Here is a 12,555-nt window from a genome sequence, read left to right as displayed (position 1 = left end):
GCAACCCGCGCCTCAGGGGGTCAAAATTGGACGCCGATCCCCCGCTCTATGGGGTCAAAATTCCACGCCGGATCACAGTTTCTTGCGAACGTCGTTGACCTTCGCAGTGGCCTTCCGGTGCTCCTCGGTGAGGTCTTTGCCGAAGTTGTCGATCGCGGTTTTCATCCGCGAGATCGAGTAGGCCTTGGACTTGATCGCGTCGCGGAGCTTCGGCTTGGACATGTCGGCGCCGATCGACAGCGCGTCGGCCTTTGCCTTGGCGAGGAAGTCGGTGACCGAGATGTCGCCCCGGAAGATCAGCGCCGGGTCATCGAGGACGCGCTCGACGAGCTGCGCGGTGTCGGTCGTCATCATGTCCGCCATAGCGGGGCTCCCATTGTTCGTTGGTGTCGAGGGCGCTGACTGCATCGTCAGTTCGGCTGGTCAGAACGCCCGCATTGCGTTGCGTCGCGTGGCGTTGAGTTGCGGAGCGTAGAGTTGCGGCGCGGCGCGGCGCCGGCCTCGTATTGCCGGGCCAGGGCCTCAACGGCGGCCGCGGCAATGTTCTTGTTGTGCTGCCGTAGGTGGGCCGCAGCGTCTCGGCAGTAGTCGGCCCGTCGGCTCAGCTCCGACGCGTCCACGGGTCGTCTCCGTCGTCGAAGTTCTCTCCCAGAAAGGCAGGGACCTTCGGGCGTCGACGGATCTGCATGACCACGCCGATACCAAGGATCACCGCGACGCCGAGGGCCGCACCGCAGGTGAAGCCGGCGATCAGAGCTGTCTGGCTCATGGCCGCCCCCCGATGATCGTCGCTGGCCCGAAGATCTCGACGCTGGCCCACTGCTGGCAGGAATGAGCGGAATTGATCAGCATCATCCCGAGCTTCTGGGCGTCTTCCCGCGACAGACGGAGGCGCAGCTCGCCGCCGTCCTCGGTCTCGAAGTCGACGCCGATCCTGCCGCGCGTGACGTAGGCGCAGGTGTGGCCGGGGCGGACGGTGAGGGCGGTCATTCCGCGGCCTCGAATGGCAGGCCGAACTCGCACGGTCCGGCGACGGAGGAGGGCTCCAACTCGGCGGCACGCCTCGCCTGCCTCGCCTCGAACCCGGCGTCGTTGACGGCGTCTTCCACCATGCCGGCCTCGGCCACTTCGACGGCGCGGGTCTCGGCTCGGCAAACGACGTCCAGCTCGAGCGCGAGCTTCTCCAGCGTCTCGCCGTGGCGTTCGATGTCACGCTCGAGGCATTTGCGAGCATCCCGCGGGAGCGAGGTGCAGATCTCCACGAAGATTGCGCGCATCGTGTTCACGTGAGCACGCGCTGCTTCGACGGCGATGAGGTCTTTCACTTGGTCCAGCATCACGCGGTCTCCTGGCGCTTCCACCACGGGGTGTGCGTCTGATCGGACTTCCGGCAGTGCATGAGGGCCGGCGCGTTGGTGCCGTCGGCCGTGAGTTGGTGCTCGCAGTCGCCGCAAAGCGGGGACCCGCAGACGAAGCCGCTGTAGGTCTCCGCGCACTCGTGCGTCGCCGGAGCGCCGCAGCAGGAACACTCGACGTTCGCGTGTGCGGTGCAGTCTTCGCGGCCGCACTCGCCGATCCACGCGAGGGTGAATGTGCAGGCGGTCATGACGTGACCTCGCGCGGCCTGGTCTCGCGGAAGCCCGGCGGGTCGTAGAAGGTCGTCTTCGCCGCCTCCTCGATCCTCATCTTCGCGACTTCGATCGTGTGCTGCAGCTCTTCGATCGTCCGGGCCGCCAAGCCCAAGCCGCGGCCGGCACTCTCCAGCTCGAGGTGTGCGACCGCCTCCAAGGCCTCGCGCTGGGTCATGCCCTGCAGGCGAGCGTCCTCGTAGAGCTGGTCTACGGTATCGCGGTGGGTGTCGCCGATGGGGAAGGGCGCGTTCATGCGCTGCCTCCCGCGACGCCCTGCCGATACGCCTGGATCGCTTTGTCCAAGGCTCGAATCTTGCGGTTGAGGAGCCTCAGGCGGTCGGGGTTGTGCGTCCACGGCGTGTATTTGTGCCGGGTGCGCTCCTGGTAAGCCTGCCCACGGAGAGCTGTGACTTCCGCCACCGCCGAGGCCTCAGCCTCAGCGTCGGTGATCCTCTTGGCCATCAGTGCACCCTCGGCCCGAGGATGATGCGGAGGGCCTCCGCGTAGTCCTCGCAGCGCAGGGCCTCCTGCATGCGGAGGAAGGCTTCGGTGTCGCAGGGAAGGGAGTCCTCCTGGATCACCTCCTCAGCGGCGGCCCGCTGCCCCGCCGGCCGAATGCTGACGGCGGCACCCACCGTCAGGCCCGCCCGGCGCAGTCAGAGGGGAACCCGATGAGCCGCAGCGCCGCCGCCTCGTCCCCGCCGCAGAGGGCTTTCGCGGTGGCGAAGTCCTGATCGATCTCGGCGAGGGCCGCGGCGTTGAAGGTCTGGAACTCACGCGGCGACCAACCGAGCGCCTTGGTGGCGTTCTCGCGGTGAACCTGGCGGGCGAACTTCAGAGCGACGGACGCCGGGTCGAAGTCCTTCTCCGGGGCGTAGAGGTGAGGGCTGATGGCGAGGCCTGTGCCCCGCAAGGTCGTGTCGTGAAGCACCGTGTGGCCTCCTGTCGTGTGGTGACAGGACAAAAGTTGCCGTTTCTGCAACTCAATGTCAATGCAGATACGGCAACTTTTTTTGCGAAGGTGGTGGGGCGATCCATACTGAATGCAGTTGCAGCAGCATCCCTAGCCAGGCGGACCGCCGCCTTCGAACAACGCCGCGCATCGTTGGTGGCGCTGGCGTTAGTGGTCGGGGTTGCCGCGCACGCGGAAGCCGCAGGACCGATGGTCAATGGGCTGGTAGACGAGCAAGTCCGCGGGGTGGGCACTCATCCGATGAGGCTGATCGCCCACGGTCGGACCGCTGCTCGCTGGGGAGGTGAAGAAAAATTCACTGAAAAATTCCTCACCCCACATCGTCTCGTAAACGACGGCGCCTTCGATAACGATCTTCTGGCTGATGGTGATCCTGAGCGATCGGCTGATCACTTGATCGATACCAGGATAGTTCAGGAGAACGGTGCGGCTCTCCCCGTTTGGGAAGCCGCGCCAGCGGGCGACATTCCAACCGCCTTCGCACGGGGTGAACCGCTTAGGCGCGGCGGTTTCGTTGAGGGGTAAATAGCGGACGTTGAAATGGACCTCGTACCACTTGATCGGACTGCCGCCGGAGTTGGCGATGGTCAGAGTAATTCCGAAGATAGGGAACGTGTCATCGCGAACGAAGTGAGCCGCATCGGCCACAACGTAGGCTTGGGTCTGAACGCGGCCGATGCGGCGCTGATCGTTAACCAAGTGGTAAGTAAGGACAGCAGCGCACGTCGCAGCGACGGCACTTCCAATGGCTGCGATGGCTGCAATGTCGATCATGACGGGCAGCGTGACCGCCTCTGCGAAGCGCTCACGAGCTTGGCCATCTTCGTAGCGCCTTTCTCCATCGTCGCCATTGGGATCATGATCATCTCGTTGGCGGCGGACGCGTTCCGAGGGCGCTGGTACACGCCCTACCTGCGATGCGCATCGGGTCGGCCGCTACTCACCGCGGGGGCATTCACGTCTCATCGTCTGCTGCTTCAGCCCTCATAATCGCAATGAACGTCTTCACCGCCCGTTTCTGACGCTCTGGATCAAGTCGTTCGAGTTCCTGCAGGGCGATTTGGGCCGGTGTAGGTTTCGGTGGTTGCGCCTTCCGACCATCTTCTTTTGGAGGCATACTGAACAGCGCCGTGTCAGATATGCCTAGCGCTTCCGCGATAGCTATCGCGGTTCCCATATCGATCCCGCTCTTCCCACTGACGTATTTGGAAACCGTCGGGTTAGTGACCCCAATGCTTCGGGCCAGCTGATTCTGCTTCACCCCGAGGTGGTCCAGCCACGCCTTGAGGAAGGCGCTGGGGAGCGTTCGCTGCTGTGGTGTCGGTCTGCGAGTTGCCATTGACGCAACAGATAGCATCGCGACCGCGGTTCCTGGTTTCAGATACGGCAAATTCGTCTTGACGAGATAGTTGCAGATATGGAAACTTCAAGCCATGTCTGATCCTCACCCCCTCAGGAAGTACCGCCTCGCAAAAAGGCTCACCCTCGATCAGGTGGCGGTCGCGCTGGGCGTCGACCGCAGCACCGTTTGGCGTTGGGAAAGTGGCGAGCGTGATCTGACGGCAAACGTGATGCGCCAGATCGTAGCCTTCACGGAAGGCGAGGTGACGCCGGAGGCGCTGATTGAGTTCCGCCCTCTCCCGAGAGAGCCTCATCGATCGCGTCGCGAAGCTGCCGAAGGCTCGCCCGAGGCATGATCACTTTCACAGCCTCATATGCGCGCCCGTCACGCTCACTGAGCATGACAACTCGGAAAAGGTTACCATCGTTCAGGGTCTCTATGATCCCATCGGTAGCAAATACTTCTCCTGCACTATACAGCTCTATGGGCTGTTCCATAAAGTCCTCCCGTTTCAACTTACGGGGGAATGTTAATTCCACATCAGTTGCTTTGACTACGGCAAAAGTGTGGCCATGGGCAATGCCCGGTCAACAGGTCCGTGCGACTGCAACTGTTTGCGTGACATCTAATTGCGGACAGCAGACCCGCCGGCGGTTCCTCCCTCGAACCACCACGGCCGTCGGCAAACTCGCCGGGGCGCGGCGCGCCGCTGCCCCAGCCTTTCTCTTAAGTGGGCACGTCGATGGCTGAACTACCGGCGATGCCCCTCTTCACCGACGCGTACCTCGGCGACACCGGCCACCTGACCACGATCGAGCATGGCGCCTACCTGCTGCTGCTCATGACGATGTGGCGTCAAGGCGGATCACTCACCAGCGACGACAAGAAGCTCGCTCGGATTGCCCGGATGACACCGGGCCAATGGGCTCGAGTTCGGGACACGATCATGGAGTTCTTCCATGACGAGGACGGCGAAATTCGCCAAGGCCGTCTGACGGACACGCTCAATGCTGTCAGACAGAAATCGAAAAGCCAGAGTGAGAATGCTCGGGCTAAGTGGCGGAAAAATAAGGCATCGGCATATGCCACGGCAGAGCCGTCGCAATGCCAACCTGATGCCTCCAAAACCAAAACCAAATCTTCCTCTTCTACGAAGAGAAAGAAGGAAGGCGCTGACGCACCTCCCTTCTCAGACTTTTGGGAGAGGTCCCGAGAGACGTGGAAGACCCTCAACGCACCAGCAGGTGGAAAAGCCGAAGCTGAGAACGCGTGGAAGAAGCTTTCCAACAGGGAACGTTGGGTCGCGTTTCTCGTCCTGGATTTCTACGCCGCCTCGATCCGAGCCCAGCGGACGGCGACCTTCGCTCTCAACCCGAAACACGTCTGCCGCTACCTGAGCCACCGGCTTTTCAGGGAGTGGGAGGACCAATGCACGGACGACGACGATGAGGCTGAAGAACGGTCCGCCGACGGACGGCACGACTCCGTCGAACATCACGCAACTTCGCCCGAACCAGCCCGCCGCGAAGCCGGTGGGGACGATCACCTGGGCGGACTATTTCCAGACGGCCCGCCAGTTCACCGGGCCGATGGGCGAGGGGATCACGCTGGACGCGGAGATCCCGTCGCAGCGACCTCCGATGGAGGCTTGGCAGAGGTTCATCACCTCGATCGGTGGCGGCGCGAGCGCCAAATGCCGCCGGATTACCGAGGCGCTGACGTGCCCCGGCGGGCGGCTGTCGCAGGAGAGCTTCCCGACGCGATGGCCGGGCCAATTCACGGGCAACCCCCACGACAATCACGGTTTCACTGAGGAGCGCGGTTGATGGACCTCGACGCGATCCACAAGGCTGAGCAGGGCATCCTCGGCGCGATGCTCTCCCGACCTGACGCGCTGGACAACTTCGACGGTGTGCTGAGGGCGGAGGACTTCGCCGTGGAGCCGCACCGCAAAGCGTTCGCGGCCATCGAGCGAGCAGTGGCGACGGGCCAACCGGCGACGCCACTGCGCATTGGCCGCGAGCTCGGCAACGACATCGGTGGGATGTCCGGTGCCGAGTATCTCGGGCGGTGTGTTGCCGCAGCGGCTTGGACGATGTCGGTTCCGGACCTCGCCTCCGACATCGTCGAAGCGTCCCGGCTTCGTCGGCTTGGGAACCTCTGCGCTGACGTGGACTCCCGAATCGGCGGCGGCGAAAGTTCTGCCGCGATACTGGAGGCGGTCGAGCGCGAGACTTTCGCCATCGCCGAGCGGCGAGGGGACACCCGCTACGCGTCGCTCGGTGAGGCTGCGGAGATGGCGCTGAAGCTCGCCGAGGCGGCCTACCATCGTCGCGCAGGACTATCGGGCTTTTCGACTGGCCTCGCCGACCTCGACAAGCTCATGGGAGGCCTGCAGCGGTCCGACCTCGTGATCGTCGCCGGGAGACCGGCATCCGGCAAGACGAGCCTGGCGACGAGCATGGCGAAGGGACTGGCGGCACAGGGGCTCGCAGTCGCGTTCTTCTCGCTGGAGATGTCGGGCGAGCAGCTCGGCATCCGGCTGATCTCCGAGGCATCCCGGATCTCCGGATCCCGGATCGTGCGTGGCGCCATCAACGAGGCAGAATTCGGCCAGCTCACGGACGCGTCGAGGGACATCGGCGGGCTTCCGATCTTCATCGACCAGTCTGGCGGGCTGACGATCGCTCAGCTCTCGGCACGGGCCCGCCGGCTGCGCCGATCCAAGAATATCCAGGCCGTCGTCGTCGACTACCTCCAGCTCATGCAAGGCGAGGGGAAGCGCGGCCAGAACCGGGTCAACGAACTCACGGACATCACCATGGGCCTGAAGGCTCTGGCCAAAGACCTCGATGTTCCGGTGATCGCGCTTTCGCAGCTCTCGCGGCAAGTCGAGGCACGCGAAGACAAGCGCCCGCGCCTGTCGGATCTGCGCGAGTCCGGATCGATCGAGCAGGACGCGGACATCGTGATGTTCGTCTATCGCGAGGAATACTACCTCGCGCAGTCCAGGCCGAAGGAAGGCACCGACGCCTTCTTCGAGTGGGAGGCGAAGATGGAAGCCGCCCATGGCAAGGCGGAGATCATCATCGCCAAGCACCGGCACGGCCCGACAGGCACCGTCGACCTGTCCTTCGATGCGTCTCTCACGTCGTTCGGAAACCTGGAGCGTGCCGCATGAGCGCGCTCGTTCAAATTGGCGACGGGGCATCCGCCCGCGTGGCGAATGATGGCTGCGGGGTCCACCCAATCGGTGGATCGTTCAGCGCTGGACGGCTCGACAAGGTGATCGAGATCGTCGCCGCTGAGACCGGCCAAACGCGTGGTGGGATCCTCTGCTCGACCCGTGGTTCGCCGCGGTCATCCGAAGCGCGCTTCATCGTCTACTACCTGATGAACACGTCCCTTGGGCACCCTCTTTCGGAGATCGGCGTGCTCATGCGTCGAGACCGAACATCGGTCGCCAACGGCGTCCAAATAGTCGAGGGCCGTAGGGACGACGAGCGCTTCGACACGCTGATCAAACGACTGGAAGACAGGCTCTCCGAGGTCCGTCTCTTGGCTGTCCGAGCCACCGGCGCGGCAAGGAGTGGCCCCAAACACCTCGTCGAGGCAGGCCGATGATCAGCCTCATTTGCCTCACCGCCTCGCTCTTCACGGTCAGCGCCACCGCCGCGCTCCTCGAGGAGCGGTTCACCATCGCTCGCTGTGCCCTGGAGGTGATCACGCCTTGGGCCGGCGCATCCCAACCATCTGCTGGAGGCCTCGCATAATGGCTGCGACCAACCGCATTTCGCCGGAAATGATCACCGGCTTCCTCACGCGCTTTGAGAACGTCGATGCGGAATTCGCATCCGACCATGGGGCGCTGATGAAGAAGAAGCGCGACGACATGAAGGTCCTCTTCGACGAGGCGAAGGGGGCGGGCGTCCCGAAGAAGGTGATGCAGGCCGCCATCAAGCGCCGCAAGAAGCTCCGCGAGTTCGATGAGGTCGGAGAGGCCTTCGACATCGACGAGCAGTCCCAGCTCGAGATGGTCTGGGATGCTGCCGTCGAAGGATCCGACGAGGACTGGATGAAGCTCGGCCATGAGGCGTCAGGCACTTCGTCCAGCGACGGCGGCGACTGGAAGCAGCACGAGGCTGTCGTCGCTGACGTCGCCGAGAAGGGCGGGGACGCCGTCATCGTCAACAAGGGCGGCCGGGTCGCGAAGAACGCGGCCAAGGACAAGGCCAAGAAGCCACGCAACTCGACCACGACCGAGGACCGCATAGCCAAGCGCGCGAAGGCTGTCGGTCTCGCGCCGGCAAACGAGGGCCAGACCGATATCGAGGACGCGGCGAAGGCGGCGACCGATCGCGATTTCGCCGAGGCGGACGCCGAGACCGAGCGCTTCATGGACACGTCGACCAACGATCGCGCCGCCGCGACCGTGGACTGACGGAGCAACGGGCCGGGGGCAGCGGCTGCGTTTGACACCCTCAACCGCGTCCCCCCGAAGACGTCGACCCGGCGGCGGCCCGAAGTCCCGGGGATCATTTCAAGGCGAACGGCAGTGCGAACGAAACCCGCACCCCGAGACCGAGCCGGGCGGTGGCCTGAGCACCCGGCGACCATTCCGAGGACGATAGGATGCATTTGCTCAGTATTGATCCAGCGTCGATCAAGATGGGTTGGGCGCGATGGCGCTCTCCGGATGAGATCCGCTCCGGTGTCGAGACCCTTGGGTCTTCTCATGATCCGATGGCAGAGAGGCTCAACACCGCCCGGGAATTCTTCCTCAGGAAGATCCAGGCATTTGACGATCGTGGAGCACCGTTCGACGCGATCTACGTCGAAGACTTCGACGCCGAGGCATGGCAGCGCGGCGGAAAATCCAACGCTAAGACGCGCGAGGCGCTAACTAAGATCCAGGGGATGCTTGAAGAACTTGGTGTGGCCACTCGCACACCTGTCGAGTTTGTCGCCGTAGGCACGTGGCGAAAGCACTTCCTCGGTATCGGTAAGGTAGGGCGCGGAAAGAAGGCGCCGAATTGGAAGCATCTGGCGGTCCAGCGATGCCGACAATTGGGATGGTCTCCGAAAGACCATAACGAGGCCGAGGCGCTCGCCATTTTGGACTACGCGCGCCACATGAAGGATCGACCATTTGCGGCCTCTTCCGGGCCACTCTTTGCGGGGCGCGCGGCATGACCTCCATGGCCGGCACCAACCAAGAGTGGGACGTCGTCGCCGCGCCGATCAGGGCGAAGGCTGAAGCGTTGCGGGACGAGGCCAGGCGGCTCGGCATCCGCCGAGAGTTCGACGTGCGTGTGGCGTCCGCTGACATCGTGTTCGGTCTCTGCAGCCGGGACGCCGAGCGAGCCAACCGCGCCGTGGACGCCTTGGAGCTGCTCGTCGCGGCCAGTCGCCCGGTCCGCCGTCGGCGGGGGCGCGCATGACTGCCTCCGTCCGTGACAACGCCATCCGTTTCCTGCGGTCCCGTGCCGAGAAGGGATGCACCGCGCCGCTCGCGCTGATCGCCAGCAAGCTCGAGGACGCGACGACCACCCGTGACGATGTCCGCCGCGCGCTGCGGGACCTCGAGCGCGAGGGGCTGGTCTCGTCCATTCGCCGCGGCGGCCGAGGGCGGCTCGACCGGGCTGTGGTCTACCAGCTCGGGGGCGCCGCATGAGCCTCGACGCTTACCGCGATCACATCGCGCGGAAGGCCATCGCGTTCGACCCGGCGGGCTTCCGCGTAGACGAGGCGACGATTCCGTCCTCGTTGTTTCCGCATCAGCGTCACGGCGTGCAATTCGCCCTGGAGTGCGGCCGCGCCGCGCTGTTCTACGACACCGGCCTCGGCAAGACGCGAACAGCGCTCGCATGGGGCGATCAGGTGATGAGGAAGACCGGGAAGCCGGTGCTCATGCTGGCGCCGCTCGCCGTCGGCACGCAACACGTGCGCGAGGCGGTCGAGCTAGGCGTTGAGGCGGAACAGTCCCGGACCGGATCGGCGCCCGTCTCCCCGAAGGTCGTCGTCACCAACTATGAGCGGCTCAAGGATGTGAACCCGGATCTCTGGGGCGGGGTGATCCTCGACGAGAGTTCCGTCCTCAAGAGCTTCACCGGCAAGACGACACGCGCCTTGATCAAGTCGTTCAAGCGCACGCCGTACCGCCTTTGCTGCACGGCTACGCCCGCTCCGAACGACCACACCGAGTTGGGGCAGCACTCTCAATTCCTCGGCGTCATGGACGCGCCGGAGATGCTGTCTCGCTGGTTCATCGCGGACCAGACGAACATGGGACGCTATCGCCTCAAGAAGCCTGCCGTGGGCCCGTTCTGGGACTGGGTTGCGTCGTGGGCTCGCTGTGTGTCGAAGCCGTCCGACCTCGGGTTCAGCGACGAGGGCTTCCAGATGCCTGAGCTCGTCATGCATCGGCATCTGGTGGCGGCCGACCGGAGCGCGAATGCTGGGGGCGAGAAGGACGGCCAAGCGCGGCTGTTTCGCGTGCCCGACACCTCGGCGACGTCGATCCACCGTGAGAAGCGGCTGACGAGCGCAATGCGGGCCGAGCAGGTTGCCCGCATCGTCTCGGCCGAACCCGATGAGTCGTGGGTGATCTGGGTCGAGACGGACTATGACGCCGACGCCGTCCACGCGGTTCTTGATGGCGTCGTCGAGGTCCGTGGCTCCATGTCGATCGAGAAGAAGGAAGAGCGCCTACGCGCCTTTTCCGACGGCGAGGTGCGCGTCCTCCTCAGCAAGCCCTCGCTCGCCGGATTTGGCTTGAACTGGCAGCACTGCGCTCGGATGGCCTTCATGGGCCTCAGCTTCTCATACGAGAGCTTCTATCAGGCCGTTAGGCGCTGCTGGCGGTTCCGTCAGGCGCGCGACGTCCATGTGCACGTGGTCTGTGCCGATACCGAGGACGCGATCTGGCATGCGGTCAACCGCAAGGCCGGCGACCACGACGTGATGAAGGCCGAGATGACGGCCGCCATGGCGCGAGCGGCTCGCAAGTCCGGCGTCCGCCTTTCGTACATCCCCGAGCAAGAGGCCCGCCTACCGGCGTGGATGGTGCAACGATGAACGTTCTCGATCAGGCGAGCGGCGACGGGTGGGCCGCCTTCAACTGCGATACCGTAGAATTTACAGCCGAAATGCCTGAGAGCAGCATAGACCTCAGCGTCTTCTCTCCGCCGTTTTCGAGCCTCTACATCTACTCGGACAGCGAGCGCGACATGGGCAACGTGTCGAGCCACGATGAGTTCTTCGTCGCCTATCGGCATCTCGCCCGCGACCTGTTCCGCGTGACACGCCCGGGGCGCCTCTGCGCGATCCATGTGAAGGACCTCGTCTACTACTCGAACAGCTCGGCCAAGGGGGACCGCGGTCTCTACTCGTTCACATCAGACTGCATCCGCGCGCACGTCGAGGAAGGGTGGACCTTCCACCGCCAGGTGACGGTGTGGCGGTGCCCCGTGAAGGAGATGCAGAAGACGAAGGCCGACCGGCTCCTCTACAAACATTTCCGGGAAGATGCGGCGCGCACGGGCGGCGGAATGCCGGAGTACATCCTCGTGTTCCGCAAGTGGTCCGAGGGGATGGAAGGCGTTGCACCGGTGCTCCACCCGCCGGCCGATTTCCCGCTCGACGTTTGGCAAGAATGGGCCTCGCCGGTCTGGATGGATACGCGCGAGACAGATGTCTTGAACGTCGGCGCCAAGGGTGATGAGGAGCGCCACTTGTGCCCCATGCCACTCGATCTGACCCGGCGCCTGGTTCTCCAGTACACGAACGCCGGAGAGACCGTCTACTCGCCGTTCTTGGGGATCGGGAGTGAAGGTGTCGTGTCCGTCCGTAACGGGCGAAAATTTCTCGGCACCGAACTGAAGCCTGAATACTGGCAGCTCGCGTGTCGCCACCTGAGAGAGGCCGAACGAAATCGCGTCGCGGGTGACCTGTTCGGAGCGGCGGCATGACCCGAACCCACCCGAACATCAGCGACCTCTTCCTGGCCTACCTCATCTCCAACGGCTTCGAGCCTGACCCCGATTCGACGCACGCGGAGATCGTCGAACGCTTCACGGCAACACGGCCGGACTTCCGGTTCCACGAGTTCCACCGCTGGCTCGCAGACATGGACCGTGCCGCGGCGTCGGCCGGGCGAGGGGTGCACATCGGTCGGCTCGGACAGGCCGTCGTCGACGATCACGCTGAGCGGATGGCGTTCGTCTGGAGTCGGATCGAGGGAAGGGTGGTCGCGTGACCGGAGTTGCCGAGCTCATCATCGACTCCTTCGCCGGTGGTGGAGGGGCCTCGACCGGGATCGAAATGGCCCTCGGCCGGTCCCCGGACTACGCGATCAACCACGATGCCGAGGCCCTTGCCCTGCACGCGGCGAACCATCCCGACACGGTCCACCTCTCGCGGAATATCTGGCAGGTCGACCCGCTCGACGTCGTCGGCCGCCGGCCTGTCGGCCTCGCGTGGTTCTCGCCGGATTGCTTCCCAGCCGGGACACTGATCCTCACCGATCACGGCTACAAGGCGATCGAGACGGTGGATGAGGGCGACATGGTCCTCACCCACAATGGTCGCTACCGGCGGGTCTACGCGAC

Annotated in this window: 22 protein-coding genes and 2 pseudogenes; 14 read left to right on the top strand and 10 right to left on the bottom strand. The window is 64.3% G+C overall.

Going from position 1 to position 12,555, the window contains the following annotated elements; all coding sequences use genetic code 11:
- Window positions 1-72: 72 nt before the first annotated feature.
- The 10 genes from DLJ53_RS18230 to DLJ53_RS18190 all read right to left on the bottom strand — a co-directional run bounded on the left by DLJ53_RS18230 (window position 73) and on the right by DLJ53_RS18190 (window position 3,943).
- The gene (locus tag DLJ53_RS18230) at window positions 73-363 is read right to left on the bottom strand and encodes a hypothetical protein (RefSeq protein ID WP_111347771.1); all 291 of its coding nucleotides are present in this window, start codon (window positions 361-363) and stop codon (window positions 73-75) included.
- Between the two features lie 238 nt (window positions 364-601).
- Window positions 602-769 carry a hypothetical protein gene (locus DLJ53_RS35250; RefSeq protein WP_162409353.1) on the bottom strand — a complete coding sequence of 56 codons (168 nt, stop codon included), beginning with the start codon at window positions 767-769 and terminating at the stop codon, window positions 602-604.
- Entirely contained in the window at window positions 766-990 is a 225-nt protein-coding gene (locus DLJ53_RS18225) for a hypothetical protein (RefSeq protein WP_111347770.1), read from the bottom strand. Before DLJ53_RS18225 ends, DLJ53_RS35250 begins: the two co-directional genes overlap by 4 nt.
- Complete coding sequence (locus DLJ53_RS18220; RefSeq protein WP_111347768.1) at window positions 987-1,337, bottom strand: hypothetical protein; 351 nt, start codon at window positions 1,335-1,337, stop codon at window positions 987-989. The genes DLJ53_RS18225 and DLJ53_RS18220 overlap by 4 nt, the downstream gene beginning before the upstream one ends.
- Window positions 1,337-1,606: a hypothetical protein gene (locus DLJ53_RS18215; protein WP_111347767.1), complete on the bottom strand. Its 270-nt coding sequence runs from the start codon at window positions 1,604-1,606 to the stop codon at window positions 1,337-1,339. Before DLJ53_RS18215 ends, DLJ53_RS18220 begins: the two co-directional genes overlap by 1 nt.
- A complete protein-coding gene (locus DLJ53_RS18210; protein WP_111347765.1) occupies window positions 1,603-1,884 on the bottom strand; it encodes a hypothetical protein in 282 nt (93 codons plus the stop codon). The genes DLJ53_RS18215 and DLJ53_RS18210 overlap by 4 nt, the downstream gene beginning before the upstream one ends.
- Complete coding sequence (locus tag DLJ53_RS18205) at window positions 1,881-2,093, bottom strand: hypothetical protein (protein WP_111347764.1); 213 nt, start codon at window positions 2,091-2,093, stop codon at window positions 1,881-1,883. Before DLJ53_RS18205 ends, DLJ53_RS18210 begins: the two co-directional genes overlap by 4 nt.
- Window positions 2,094-2,268: 175 nt before the next feature.
- On the bottom strand, window positions 2,269-2,562 hold the full coding sequence (locus DLJ53_RS18200; RefSeq protein ID WP_111347762.1) for a hypothetical protein: 294 nt from the start codon (window positions 2,560-2,562) through the stop codon (window positions 2,269-2,271).
- Window positions 2,563-2,751: 189 nt separating this feature from the next.
- Entirely contained in the window at window positions 2,752-3,378 is a 627-nt protein-coding gene (locus tag DLJ53_RS18195; RefSeq protein ID WP_111347761.1) for a hypothetical protein, read from the bottom strand.
- Window positions 3,379-3,559: 181 nt separating this feature from the next.
- Entirely contained in the window at window positions 3,560-3,943 is a 384-nt protein-coding gene (locus tag DLJ53_RS18190; protein WP_280525512.1) for a helix-turn-helix domain-containing protein, read from the bottom strand.
- Between the two features lie 94 nt (window positions 3,944-4,037).
- Here DLJ53_RS18190 and DLJ53_RS18185 point away from each other — a divergent pair, with 94 nt between their 5' ends.
- The 14 genes and pseudogenes from DLJ53_RS18185 to DLJ53_RS36410 all read left to right on the top strand — a co-directional run.
- Window positions 4,038-4,301: a helix-turn-helix domain-containing protein gene (locus DLJ53_RS18185; protein ID WP_111347758.1), complete on the top strand. Its 264-nt coding sequence runs from the start codon at window positions 4,038-4,040 to the stop codon at window positions 4,299-4,301.
- A 387-nt stretch (window positions 4,302-4,688) separates the two neighbouring features.
- A pseudogene (locus tag DLJ53_RS36100) lies at window positions 4,689-4,937 on the top strand (YdaU family protein); the annotation flags it as partial.
- 454 nt (window positions 4,938-5,391) lie between these two features.
- Window positions 5,392-5,772: a hypothetical protein gene (locus DLJ53_RS36095; RefSeq protein WP_244935103.1), complete on the top strand. Its 381-nt coding sequence runs from the start codon at window positions 5,392-5,394 to the stop codon at window positions 5,770-5,772.
- Complete coding sequence (gene dnaB, locus DLJ53_RS18175) at window positions 5,772-7,127, top strand: replicative DNA helicase (protein ID WP_111347755.1); 1,356 nt, start codon at window positions 5,772-5,774, stop codon at window positions 7,125-7,127. The genes DLJ53_RS36095 and dnaB overlap by 1 nt, the downstream gene beginning before the upstream one ends.
- Window positions 7,124-7,570, top strand: coding sequence for a helix-turn-helix domain-containing protein (locus tag DLJ53_RS18170; protein ID WP_111347753.1), 447 nt, complete (start codon window positions 7,124-7,126; stop codon window positions 7,568-7,570). The genes dnaB and DLJ53_RS18170 overlap by 4 nt, the downstream gene beginning before the upstream one ends.
- Window positions 7,567-7,719, top strand: coding sequence for a hypothetical protein (locus DLJ53_RS35245; protein ID WP_162409349.1), 153 nt, complete (start codon window positions 7,567-7,569; stop codon window positions 7,717-7,719). Before DLJ53_RS18170 ends, DLJ53_RS35245 begins: the two co-directional genes overlap by 4 nt.
- A complete protein-coding gene (locus tag DLJ53_RS18165) occupies window positions 7,719-8,387 on the top strand; it encodes a hypothetical protein (RefSeq protein ID WP_111347752.1) in 669 nt (222 codons plus the stop codon). Before DLJ53_RS35245 ends, DLJ53_RS18165 begins: the two co-directional genes overlap by 1 nt.
- Before the next feature lie 191 nt (window positions 8,388-8,578).
- Complete coding sequence (locus DLJ53_RS18160) at window positions 8,579-9,139, top strand: RuvC family protein (protein ID WP_146620019.1); 561 nt, start codon at window positions 8,579-8,581, stop codon at window positions 9,137-9,139.
- Window positions 9,136-9,387, top strand: coding sequence for a hypothetical protein (locus DLJ53_RS18155; RefSeq protein ID WP_111347749.1), 252 nt, complete (start codon window positions 9,136-9,138; stop codon window positions 9,385-9,387). Before DLJ53_RS18160 ends, DLJ53_RS18155 begins: the two co-directional genes overlap by 4 nt.
- Entirely contained in the window at window positions 9,384-9,620 is a 237-nt protein-coding gene (locus DLJ53_RS18150; protein WP_111347747.1) for a hypothetical protein, read from the top strand. Before DLJ53_RS18155 ends, DLJ53_RS18150 begins: the two co-directional genes overlap by 4 nt.
- Window positions 9,617-11,023 (top strand): SNF2-related protein, encoded by a 1,407-nt coding sequence (locus tag DLJ53_RS18145; protein ID WP_111347746.1) that lies wholly within the window; start codon window positions 9,617-9,619, stop codon window positions 11,021-11,023. The genes DLJ53_RS18150 and DLJ53_RS18145 overlap by 4 nt, the downstream gene beginning before the upstream one ends.
- Window positions 11,020-11,916 (top strand): DNA-methyltransferase, encoded by an 897-nt coding sequence (locus DLJ53_RS18140; RefSeq protein WP_111347744.1) that lies wholly within the window; start codon window positions 11,020-11,022, stop codon window positions 11,914-11,916. The genes DLJ53_RS18145 and DLJ53_RS18140 overlap by 4 nt, the downstream gene beginning before the upstream one ends.
- On the top strand, window positions 11,913-12,203 hold the full coding sequence (locus DLJ53_RS18135) for a hypothetical protein (protein WP_111347743.1): 291 nt from the start codon (window positions 11,913-11,915) through the stop codon (window positions 12,201-12,203). Before DLJ53_RS18140 ends, DLJ53_RS18135 begins: the two co-directional genes overlap by 4 nt.
- A gap of 248 nt (window positions 12,204-12,451) precedes the next feature.
- Window positions 12,452-12,553, top strand: a pseudogene (locus DLJ53_RS36410) (hypothetical protein); the annotation flags it as partial.
- Between the last annotated feature and the right edge of the window lie 2 nt (window positions 12,554-12,555).

The sequence above is a fragment of the Acuticoccus sediminis genome (assembly GCF_003258595.1).
Lineage (GTDB): Bacteria > Pseudomonadota > Alphaproteobacteria > Rhizobiales > Amorphaceae > Acuticoccus > Acuticoccus sediminis.
Note: the sequence above shows the minus strand (reverse complement) of the source record. Positions and strands in the feature narration are given on the sequence as shown.

Excerpts from the sequence above, each read along its gene's own strand:
- DLJ53_RS18230 (WP_111347771.1), bottom strand. The coding sequence starts at position 363 with ATGGCGGACATGATGACGACCGACACCGCGCAGCTCGTCGAGCGCGTC.
- DLJ53_RS35250 (WP_162409353.1), bottom strand. The coding sequence starts at position 769 with ATGAGCCAGACAGCTCTGATCGCCGGCTTCACCTGCGGTGCGGCCCTC.
- DLJ53_RS18225 (WP_111347770.1), bottom strand. The coding sequence starts at position 990 with ATGACCGCCCTCACCGTCCGCCCCGGCCACACCTGCGCCTACGTCACG.
- DLJ53_RS18220 (WP_111347768.1), bottom strand. The coding sequence starts at position 1,337 with ATGCTGGACCAAGTGAAAGACCTCATCGCCGTCGAAGCAGCGCGTGCT.
- DLJ53_RS18215 (WP_111347767.1), bottom strand. The coding sequence starts at position 1,606 with ATGACCGCCTGCACATTCACCCTCGCGTGGATCGGCGAGTGCGGCCGC.
- DLJ53_RS18210 (WP_111347765.1), bottom strand. The coding sequence starts at position 1,884 with ATGAACGCGCCCTTCCCCATCGGCGACACCCACCGCGATACCGTAGAC.
- DLJ53_RS18205 (WP_111347764.1), bottom strand. The coding sequence starts at position 2,093 with ATGGCCAAGAGGATCACCGACGCTGAGGCTGAGGCCTCGGCGGTGGCG.
- DLJ53_RS18195 (WP_111347761.1), bottom strand. The coding sequence starts at position 3,378 with ATGATCGACATTGCAGCCATCGCAGCCATTGGAAGTGCCGTCGCTGCG.
- DLJ53_RS18190 (WP_280525512.1), bottom strand. The coding sequence starts at position 3,943 with ATGGCAACTCGCAGACCGACACCACAGCAGCGAACGCTCCCCAGCGCC.
- DLJ53_RS18185 (WP_111347758.1), top strand. The coding sequence starts at position 4,038 with ATGTCTGATCCTCACCCCCTCAGGAAGTACCGCCTCGCAAAAAGGCTC.
- DLJ53_RS36095 (WP_244935103.1), top strand. The coding sequence starts at position 5,392 with ATGAGGCTGAAGAACGGTCCGCCGACGGACGGCACGACTCCGTCGAAC.
- dnaB (WP_111347755.1), top strand. The coding sequence starts at position 5,772 with ATGGACCTCGACGCGATCCACAAGGCTGAGCAGGGCATCCTCGGCGCG.
- DLJ53_RS18170 (WP_111347753.1), top strand. The coding sequence starts at position 7,124 with ATGAGCGCGCTCGTTCAAATTGGCGACGGGGCATCCGCCCGCGTGGCG.
- DLJ53_RS35245 (WP_162409349.1), top strand. The coding sequence starts at position 7,567 with ATGATCAGCCTCATTTGCCTCACCGCCTCGCTCTTCACGGTCAGCGCC.
- DLJ53_RS18165 (WP_111347752.1), top strand. The coding sequence starts at position 7,719 with ATGGCTGCGACCAACCGCATTTCGCCGGAAATGATCACCGGCTTCCTC.
- DLJ53_RS18160 (WP_146620019.1), top strand. The coding sequence starts at position 8,579 with ATGCATTTGCTCAGTATTGATCCAGCGTCGATCAAGATGGGTTGGGCG.
- DLJ53_RS18155 (WP_111347749.1), top strand. The coding sequence starts at position 9,136 with ATGACCTCCATGGCCGGCACCAACCAAGAGTGGGACGTCGTCGCCGCG.
- DLJ53_RS18150 (WP_111347747.1), top strand. The coding sequence starts at position 9,384 with ATGACTGCCTCCGTCCGTGACAACGCCATCCGTTTCCTGCGGTCCCGT.
- DLJ53_RS18145 (WP_111347746.1), top strand. The coding sequence starts at position 9,617 with ATGAGCCTCGACGCTTACCGCGATCACATCGCGCGGAAGGCCATCGCG.
- DLJ53_RS18140 (WP_111347744.1), top strand. The coding sequence starts at position 11,020 with ATGAACGTTCTCGATCAGGCGAGCGGCGACGGGTGGGCCGCCTTCAAC.
- DLJ53_RS18135 (WP_111347743.1), top strand. The coding sequence starts at position 11,913 with ATGACCCGAACCCACCCGAACATCAGCGACCTCTTCCTGGCCTACCTC.